Source organism: Natrialba sp. INN-245 (assembly GCF_009807105.1).
Lineage (GTDB): Archaea > Halobacteriota > Halobacteria > Halobacteriales > Natrialbaceae > Natrarchaeobius > Natrarchaeobius swarupiae.
Genome location: NZ_WUBV01000021.1, coordinates 1 through 9108, shown reverse-complemented (window position 1 = coordinate 9108; position 9108 = coordinate 1). Strand labels below are relative to the sequence as shown.

The 9108-nt window shown below is 52.1% G+C and carries 8 protein-coding genes; 6 read left to right on the top strand and 2 right to left on the bottom strand.

Features of this window, described 5'->3' with window-relative positions; translation table 11 throughout:
- Positions 1–441: 441 nt before the first annotated feature.
- The 6 genes from GRS80_RS08390 to GRS80_RS08365 are packed head-to-tail and all read left to right on the top strand — an operon-like array spanning position 442 to position 7194.
- A complete protein-coding gene (locus GRS80_RS08390) occupies positions 442–2067 on the top strand; it encodes an ABC transporter substrate-binding protein (RefSeq protein WP_160047155.1) in 1626 nt (541 codons plus the stop codon).
- 16 nt (positions 2068–2083) lie between these two features.
- The gene (locus GRS80_RS08385) at positions 2084–3103 is read left to right on the top strand and encodes an ABC transporter permease (protein ID WP_160047154.1); all 1020 of its coding nucleotides are present in this window, start codon (positions 2084–2086) and stop codon (positions 3101–3103) included.
- Positions 3104–3158: 55 nt separating this feature from the next.
- Positions 3159–4058 carry an ABC transporter permease gene (locus GRS80_RS08380; protein ID WP_160047153.1) on the top strand — a complete coding sequence of 300 codons (900 nt, stop codon included), beginning with the start codon at positions 3159–3161 and terminating at the stop codon, positions 4056–4058.
- A complete protein-coding gene (locus GRS80_RS08375; protein WP_200840351.1) occupies positions 4055–5140 on the top strand; it encodes an ABC transporter ATP-binding protein in 1086 nt (361 codons plus the stop codon). Before GRS80_RS08380 ends, GRS80_RS08375 begins: the two co-directional genes overlap by 4 nt.
- On the top strand, positions 5137–6192 hold the full coding sequence (locus GRS80_RS08370) for an ABC transporter ATP-binding protein (RefSeq protein ID WP_160047152.1): 1056 nt from the start codon (positions 5137–5139) through the stop codon (positions 6190–6192). The genes GRS80_RS08375 and GRS80_RS08370 overlap by 4 nt, the downstream gene beginning before the upstream one ends.
- A 27-nt stretch (positions 6193–6219) precedes the next feature.
- A complete protein-coding gene (locus GRS80_RS08365) occupies positions 6220–7194 on the top strand; it encodes an agmatinase family protein (RefSeq protein WP_160047151.1) in 975 nt (324 codons plus the stop codon).
- A 1-nt stretch (position 7195) separates the two neighbouring features.
- Here the strand turns inward: GRS80_RS08365 and GRS80_RS08360 are convergent, their stop codons facing one another.
- Entirely contained in the window at positions 7196–8500 is a 1305-nt protein-coding gene (locus GRS80_RS08360) for a M28 family metallopeptidase (RefSeq protein WP_160047150.1), read from the bottom strand.
- A 238-nt stretch (positions 8501–8738) separates the two neighbouring features.
- On the bottom strand, positions 8739–9108 hold a 370-nt coding region (locus tag GRS80_RS08355; RefSeq protein ID WP_343161504.1), incomplete at its 5' end, for a transposase.

Genomic DNA, 9108 nt, shown 5'->3' with positions numbered 1-9108 from the left:
GGAGGACGTTCTGGATGGGTATGTCTCACGAACAGCTGCTCACGAAGAATACGGAGTGGTAATCACACCCGATTGTGAAATTGACTTTGAGGCCACCAGGGAGTTACGATCCTGAGTTATTGTTGCCTATCTTTTGGGCGATTGTAGTATAAGACCCCACCAAATCTTGTATCAACCCCCTCGTATCGCTCGTGCTGAGATATGATGTTATTGATTAGGTTGCTTCCACTTCGGAACAGCAGACTAATGTATACAACCGATCACCTAGCGATGGGGAATTGATACTAGTATAGAACGTGGGGGAGTATTACGATGCAGTAGCGATCAGTGTGGGGTACACTGAATCAGATCTAAACCATATTATTGACTTTTCTGATTCACGCTGGAAAATGGCACATATTTTAAGCAAATATTAAGTATACCGAAGATAGGTAGATGTGTATGTCAGATTCCGATAGATTGAGAAGGGGCTTTATGTCCCTCGTAGGCGGAAGTATGGCGACAGCACTAGCCGGTTGCACAAGTGACGAGTCACCAAATGGCGAGAATGACGAGAACGGCGAGAGGGAGGTTGTGTGGGTTCAAAACGAGGTAGCAAGGACTGCAGACCCCCACAAGGTAACAGATCTCCAAACCCAAGTTGTAACGATCAACCGGTACGATGCTCTCCTGTACCTTACTGAGGACGGAACTGTCACAGATCACCTAGCCACTGACTGGGAGTCAGAGGAAGAGGGTAGAGTGTGGACATTTACCCTCCGTGACGACGTTGAATTTCACTCCGGTAACGAATTAACTGCCGATGACGTAGCATATTCAATGGAGAGGGCGTTGGCGATTGCTGAAGGCGATTCGGATCAATGGCGAGACGTTCTCGATCCAGAGGGTATTGACGTTGTCGACGATTATACAATAAGGTTCGAACTCGATCAGCCCTTCGGGCCGTTTCTACAGACACTGATCCGCCTCACGATCGTCGACAGCGATCTTGTCCGGGAAAACGAAACTGACGGAGACCACGGAGAGTACGGGGATTTCGGACAGGAGTTCCTCGATGAGGAGACAGCTGGATCTGGGCCTTACACTCTCGCCGAATCAGGGGAGGACGAAATCATCTTCGAACGATTCGACGGCTACTGGCGGGGGTGGGAAGAGAACCAGTTTGACCGAGCCCGAATGGTGCGTGTGCCTGAGGAATCGACGGTCAGGCTCATGATGGAGCGTGGGGAAGCAGATATAACAACAGCGACCTTGACTCCAGAAGCCTTCGAAGAGATGGGCGAATACGATAATGTTGAGATTGTAACAGCTGACAGGTTAGATCTCTTTTATATCCCTTTCAATACCGAGAAGCCTCCGTTGGACGATAGAAACGTCCGGGAGGCGTTCGCCTATTCGATTGACTACGCGACAATCAATGACCTGATAAGACCAGAAGATCCGATTGCGTCCGGCCCCGTCCCGCAAGCAATGCCTGGACATAACGGCGATCTCGATCCGTACGAACAGGATCTAGACCGGGCTCAAGAGGCACTCGACCGATCCGACTACACCGTCGAAGAAATTAATGACATCGGGATCGAGCATGTCTTCATCGCTTCTGTCCCGTACATGGAGAATATAGGATTGGTATTTAGTGAAGGTCTAAACGAACTTGGAATCGACGTGGAACTAAACGGACAAGAATGGCCGACGATTACCGAACGAGCGGTTGATCCTGAAACTGCGCCACATACTCAACAGCTGTACGTATTTGCGGCGTACCCGTCCCCGGATGTGTACACTTCCGGAATGTTCCATCCCAGTGCTTTCGGTACCCTGAACGGTGTAAGTCACTATACGACTGACGAGATTGAGTCTGTCCTCGACGAAGCAAGAACTACCTCCAATACGGAGGAGCGACGCGAACTATATAATGTGGCCCAGGAGCTCATTTGGGAGGGGTACCCCGCTGCGTTCGTCGCAAATCCGGACCTGCAGATTGCCAAAAATACCTCTCTCGGAGGATACCAACATAAGGGAGTCACCGGATATGACTACTACTGGTGGGACATGCACCACGAGTAACTGGAGATAATCTATAATGTCATTCTACTCAGTATTGATCAAACGTCTCGCACAAGGCGCCCCAGTACTGCTCGGGTTGTCGATTCTTGTCTTTTTTATCTCTCGGGTCCTCCCAGGGGACCCAGTTCGATTAGCCCTTGGACCAACCGCGAGTGAAGAGACCGTCAACCAGCTTCGTGCGGAAATGGGACTTAACCAACCGCTCTACATGCAGTATGTCGACTGGCTTTTCGGTATTGTTAGAGGTGACTGGGGACAATCGCTTCGTACAGGCAACAACACTTTCACTGATATTGTCGTACGACTCCCAGCGACACTGGAACTAGTCCTCGTTGCGATTTTAATCGCGATCACACTCGCAATTCCACTTGGAGTAATTGCCGCAACAAACAAAGATGGGTGGCCAGATCACTTTTCACGGGTCGTTGCGCTGTTGGGTGTGTCCATGCCACGGTTCTGGGTCGCGATATTGTTCCAGGTGATCTTCGTTGGGTGGCTTGGTCTTTTCCCTCTCACAGGCCGACTCTCGTCTGGAGTGGAACCGCCACCGGCGATAACGCATATGTATCTAATCGACAGCGTTATTGCCGGTCAGTGGGCCACGTTCCTCGACACTCTCATGCATATCACACTACCAGCGGTTGCCCTCTCACTTGCAACCCTGGCCCAAGTGATGCGGCTTCTTAGGTCAGATATGATCGAAGAAGAGAACAAGGATTACGTAACGGCAGTCAGGGGATACGGCCTTCCGAGTGGGATTATAGAGTACAAGTATAAATTGAAGAATGCTTTTTCAAGTTCACTAACACTGATTGGGTTGGCATTTGGAACGCTGTTCGGGAATGCCTTCCTGGTTGAACTTGTATTCGCCTGGCCTGGAATGGCACATTATGGTGTGGAAGCAATCCTCTATCAGGACTTCAACGCGATCGTCGGTGTCACTCTTGTCGTTGGCATCATTTTCGTTCTCGTGAACATCGCAGTTGACCTCACCTACGGTTACTTAGATCCTAGGATCCGTCACCGCGGAGAGTAACAATGAATTCACAAATAAGAATGGGATTAAACCAATCGACGCAGCGAGGTAGAAAATGAGCGCAAAGAAATTACTACCAACAACTGAGGGATTAGTACGCGAGGAACGCCGGGAGCAATTGCGTCGGTCGGCGTCTCGGTTCGCGGAAAATAAGCTTTCGGTTGTCGGACTGATTATGATACTGCTTATTTTCGGCGCCGGACTGTTCGCACCGTTTCTTGCTCCCCACCCCGGTGATGCAGGCGACGAAGTCCACTTTGAACAGCAGTCTCAGGCACCCAGCTTTGAGCATCCACTGGGAACGGATACGGCTGGCCGAGATATCTTCTCGCGGATTCTTTTCGGTGCGAGGATCTCCCTCTTGCTAGGTGTAACCGTTCTTTCCATCGCTGTCACCATCGGTGTCACGCTTGGACTCATCGCGGGTTATCTCGGCGGATGGCCTAATATGGTAATTATGCGAACTACAGATGTGTTTCTTTCGATACCTCCCATACTTTTGGCGCTAGCCGTGAACGCCGCACTCGGACAGAGCTTATGGTATACGATGATCGCCTTATCCTTCGCTTGGTGGACCTGGTACGCTCGACTTGCGCAGGGGGAGGTACTGTCGATTAAGGAAGAAGAATATGTTGAGGTTAGTGAATCGCTCGGCGCGGGATGGGTTCGTGTCATATTCAAGGAAATCCTGCCCAATATCGTCGCTCCAATTACGGTGAAGGCGACTCTAGACATGGGATTCGTGATTCTCGTTGGTGCTGGATTATCTTTCCTTGGCCTTGGTGCACAACCACCGACTCCGGACTGGGGTGCGATGATCGCCAATGGTAGGGACTACGTAACCAACTACTGGTGGATAGCCACGTTCCCAGGGCTGGCCATCTCGTTCACTGTGCTGGGATTCAACCTCCTTGGGGATGGATTACGGGATATGTTCGATGTGGAGGTAGAATGATGTCGGACCCATTGCTGCACGTCACAGATCTCCATGTCTCATTTGAAACCCATGATGGGCTCGCGCAGGTGATCAACGGAGTTGACCTCACCATAGGCCGCGGCGAGACTGCGGCTGTTGTTGGCGAGACCGGGTGTGGAAAGAGCGTCACCGTAAAGACAATCCTTGGGCTCATTGGGACCGAGAACGCTCAAGTCAGTGGTCGGATCGAGTTCGACGGTAGAAATCTCTTGGACCTCTCTGCACAGGACCGTTCCGAGGTACGCGGGCAGGAGATGGGGCTAATCATGCAAGATCCGATGACATCGCTGAACCCCGTGCTCACTGTCGGCGAGCAGATGCTTGACGTTCTCAAGTGGCGTGGTGAGCGCCGAGTTGGTATCAGTCGGTGGTTGCGTAGTAAGTTCCAGGACGACGATAATTATCGCGAGCGAGCCATTACGATGCTCGAAAAGGTAGAGATTTCAGCTCCCGAGCGTGTCTTCGAGAGTTATCCAGTAGAACTATCGGGCGGAATGCGACAGCGTGTGCTAATCGCAATTGCGCTCTTGACTGAGCCCAAGCTGCTCATCGCTGACGAACCAACAACCGCACTCGATGTAACGACTGAGTCCAAGATACTGGACCTATTAGCTGAACTGATAGATGAAATTGGAACGACAGTGCTGTACATAACACATAACCTCGGAGTGGCAAGGAAGATCAGTGATAAAATTAATGTAATGTATGCTGGTGAAATTGTAGAGAGTGCGCCGACAGAGGCGTTGTTCGAACATCCTCAGCATCCCTATACCAGGGGACTATTAGATAGCATTCCAAAACTGACTCGAGATATGAGTTCGGGCATCGGTGGCCAGATCCCGGATTACACATCACCGCCCTCTGAATGTCGGTTTGTTGATCGGTGTCCTCATGCAGAGAGAGCGTGCAATGAGCAGTATCCGTACCCTAGAGTGACTGAGGACAACCATACGGTCGCCTGCCACCTCTACGATGGCAGCCCAACGCATGATCGATTCACACCCGTCGAAGAGGTCAATCTCGGGACTCAGCCTCGGGAGAGTCAGGAGGTTAATCGATGACGGGGGGAATAAATCAAGACAGGATCCTCGATGAGGAGGCCCCGATTCATCTCGTCGACGAGAACGCACTGGTTCAGGTTCGCAGCCTCAAAAAACACTTTCCCATATACAGTTCGTTCTTGAGGCGAAAAACAGGGGCCGTTCGCGCGGTCGATGGCGTGAGCTTTGCGATCCCACAAGGGGAGACGTTCGGATTAGTCGGTGAGTCGGGTTCAGGGAAGACCACTACCGGGAAAACGATCCTCCGAATCGAGGAACCGACCGACGGTTCCGTGGTCATTGACGGTCAGGAGGTCACGGATCTATCTGGGAATCAATTAAAATCGTTCCGCCAACAGATCCAGATGGTCTATCAAGACCCCACCTCGAGTTTGAACCCGCGGCGTCGAGTCAAGGATATTATTGCTGAACCGTTGAAAATTCATGGGATTGGGACTGCCGAGGATCGACACAATCGGATCGCGGAGCTTCTCGACATTGTCGGCCTGCCAAAGGAGTACATGTACCGCTACCCATCATCGTTGTCGGGAGGGCAGAAACAGAGAATCGGGATCGCCCGCGCTGTCATCCTCAACCCGACGTTCATCGTACTTGATGAACCCACCAGCGCTCTTGACGTGAGTGTCCAAGCCAGGATTGTTGAGCTATTCCAGGACCTACAGGAAGAATACAACTTGACATACTTATTCATCAGCCATGACTTATCTCTGGTGAAGAATATTTCTGACTGGATTGGAATCATGTATCTGGGACGTCTTGTGGAGGTGGGTCGTACAGAGGAGGTGTTCCGGAATCCGCAGCACCCCTACACCAAGGCACTCCTATCATCAATACCGACCGTTCTCGACGAAGATGAACAGATGAAGCCTGACCGAACCCGCATAGACGGCGAGGTCCCGGACCCGCGTGACCGACCTTCTGGCTGTGCGTTCCGAACTCGGTGTCCAGAGGCGTTCGACGCTTGTGATAAGGCCGAACCGTCGTTCTATCAAACGGGCAACAATCACGTGTCGCGATGCTTTCTCCACGATACAGGCTGCACGGACATGTAAGGGAATTATTTAGCTCATTAACACAACATGAACGATTCGAATACAGGGCGGCCAGAACTAGCATATGAGGGGATTGAGACTTTCCTTAAGTCCGAATACCGATCCGTCGATCAAATTGGGGATAACACCGACGCCGGTGTGATTGGAGTCCCCTTCGATGGCGGTGTCTCGAACAAAGCGGGTGCGCGGTATGGTCCTCGGGGAATACGCCGAGCAAGCAGTTGGTTTGGGTACGTCGGCCAACACGAACTTATGAACGTGGACACTAGGCAGGAGGCTCGGTTGGCTGATATAGAGCTGTGTGACGTCGGCGATGTCCCCACCTTCCCAACCGACATAATTTCGACAAGTGAACAAATTCAAAAATACGTCCGGGCGCTCTCTCATCAGACCTTTCCAATTATTCTCGGCGGCGATCACTACCTTACCTACCCCTCGTTCGTCGGCTTTGCCTCGACTGTCGATGGTGAGGTGGGGCTGGTCCACCTTGACGCTCACAGTGATACAATCCCAGAGACGGCAGCGCATGGTGAGCACTTCCACGGATCGTCAATGTCACGACTTGCAGAGTCAGAATACTTTTCCCCAAATCGACATGCGATGGTTGGTATTCGTGGGTACGAGGCGACGGGATTCGATGATGAGATGAAGAATAGAGGGTGTCATGTAAGCTACCGCACCGACATTGCGAACAAGGGAATCGTGCCCTGTGTTCGCGAAGCGGTTGATCACGCGATTAAACACGCCGATGTGCTCTACGTAACCGTTGACATTGATATAGTTGATCCAGCGTTCGCTCCTGGAACCGGTACCCCGGTACCGGGTGGACTATCGAGCACTGAGTTTCTCGAAGCAATGACAGAGCTCGGGCGCTATGATGAGGTTGCCGCATTAGACCTTGTGGAGGTTGCGCCGCCGCTTGACCCAACAGATGCAACTGCAAATCTCACAGCCAATGGGATTGTCCGATTCCTCGAGAAGAGATTTCTTGCCAACCGGTAGGCTACTCAAAATCCCATTCATCAACTGCTCTTAGCCCCGCCGCGGCACCATCCTGAACCAGTAGCTGGGCTATCTCACTAGGCGTTTTAGAGTCAATTTTGAACTCATCATTTGCGATTTCCACGATCAGTTCGGTCAGAGCGATGGCGTGATCGACAAAGCATCGTTGATCCACCTTGTCGAGCGTGTCCGCCGGCGTGTGTCCCCAACTTCGTCCGCCTGCAGGTGGGGTGTTGGTGACAGCCAGACCGGGGATACCGCGCTTTACGAACGGCCAGTGGTCACTGTAGGGCTGCTGTTTCTCGATGATCACACCCGAGGTTCCAGTTCGATCCAAAACATTGTTGACTGCCGGCCCAAATGGCTCAAAGCCGTTTGTCATGAATTGGAGTGACGGCCGTGCGGCGACGCTGTCGATGTTCACGACAGTCTTTATATCAGTCATACGGTCGGCGAGATGATCGGAGCCGACATAACCGACCTCCTCAGCACCGACAGCCACAAGGCGAACCTGTGTTTCAAGTTCGTTGATTCGTCGGTTGAGTGCTGCGGCAATCTCGACCAACGTCGCGACGCCACTCGCGTTGTCGACTGCACCGCTACAGATGTCGTGAGCATCCATGTGGGCGACCACGATCACCTCTTTCTCGGTATCTGGACCCATCACTGCATGTACGTTCCTACTTGTTTCGTAACTAGTGTGGCATGAAACCGACAGCTCAAGTTCTTGACCATTGGTGCGTCGCAGGCGCTCCCCGAGCTCCTTGCTCGTCCCGACTGCTGGAATTTTCCCGATGGGTGAGGAATCAGTCCCAATACTTCCGGTAACGGGAAGGCACCCACTTTTATGATGCTGGAAAATAAATCCAGCAGCACCACCACTGACTGCCCGACAGTACTTCTCTCTACGGTGAATCGTCCGGCTTGAGTCGGGTGAATTATCACTTCGTACGAGGACAATCGCATTCTCGATTGCCTCTTCCTCAAAGTCAGATGGCATTCCGTAGCCCAGGTCGATGACCGGGCCCGATGCCATTGTCGACGGACTCCGCGGAAGCGCGACCGCTTCGAACCCAGAGTAGTCGATAATGCCTGAGAGACGGCATTTCTCTCGTTCCCATCTGAGAATATCGAAGGTTTCGACTACGGTTTCGACGGCGTCAAACTCGTCAAATGTGCGCTCCGTTGCTTTCGCAGCTGATTTCTCTCCGTCGGTTCCGGGAAGGCGGTTATCGATGTTGCAGAGTTGTTCAAGATGATCCCAGCCGACGCGCTCTAAGTAAACTTGCTCGATCCAACCAGGCATATCTTATTTCTCTCAGGGAATCGAGAAAGTCCTATCGGTACAGTCAACCAACAGATGCCTATCTCGGCACCGTTTATACTAACAACTGTACCGATATACACACTGATCGAACAGCTCACGGGTCGTTCCTCCTCACTCTCTCGTTAGCGATTTTCGTATCACTCGAACCACGCTTCAGTCTCAGTACTTCACAAAGCCGTTAGTTGTGCTCTATTGAAAACGCCATACAGCACTGGAATTAGAGCGTTTCACTGAGGGTTTTGATGTTGTGAACAGCAAACATGAGGACGATCTCACGGAACTGTCGATACCAGCCCAGCGCTCGCACGGCATCGCCGAGCGAGCGCTTCGTCGTCGAATACGACGTTTCGGCCATCCAGCGCTGAGCGTAGCCTTTTGTCCGGATAAGCGTGTTGTTCCCTGTCGTGAGTGGTTTCGATCCACGCTGTAAGATCAGTGGTTCGACACCGAGGGCGTAGAACTCGTATGTGGTGTGCCAGTTGTGGAAGGCGTTGTCAGCAGCGACGGAAAGCAGGTCGTCCGCGTTCCGGCGGACGACCTGCGGCCCTGTCTTCGTATCGTGTTTCCACCGGGCTGAGATATGGACG

Bases quoted from the DNA above. Each gene is read 5' to 3' on its own strand.
- GRS80_RS08380 (WP_160047153.1), top strand. From the start codon at position 3,159: ATGAGCGCAAAGAAATTACTACCAACAACTGAGGGATTAGTACGCGAG.
- GRS80_RS08375 (WP_200840351.1), top strand. From the start codon at position 4,055: ATGATGTCGGACCCATTGCTGCACGTCACAGATCTCCATGTCTCATTT.
- GRS80_RS08370 (WP_160047152.1), top strand. From the start codon at position 5,137: ATGACGGGGGGAATAAATCAAGACAGGATCCTCGATGAGGAGGCCCCG.
- GRS80_RS08360 (WP_160047150.1), bottom strand. From the start codon at position 8,500: ATGCCTGGTTGGATCGAGCAAGTTTACTTAGAGCGCGTCGGCTGGGAT.
- GRS80_RS08390 (WP_160047155.1), top strand. From the start codon at position 442: ATGTCAGATTCCGATAGATTGAGAAGGGGCTTTATGTCCCTCGTAGGC.
- GRS80_RS08385 (WP_160047154.1), top strand. From the start codon at position 2,084: ATGTCATTCTACTCAGTATTGATCAAACGTCTCGCACAAGGCGCCCCA.
- GRS80_RS08365 (WP_160047151.1), top strand. From the start codon at position 6,220: ATGAACGATTCGAATACAGGGCGGCCAGAACTAGCATATGAGGGGATT.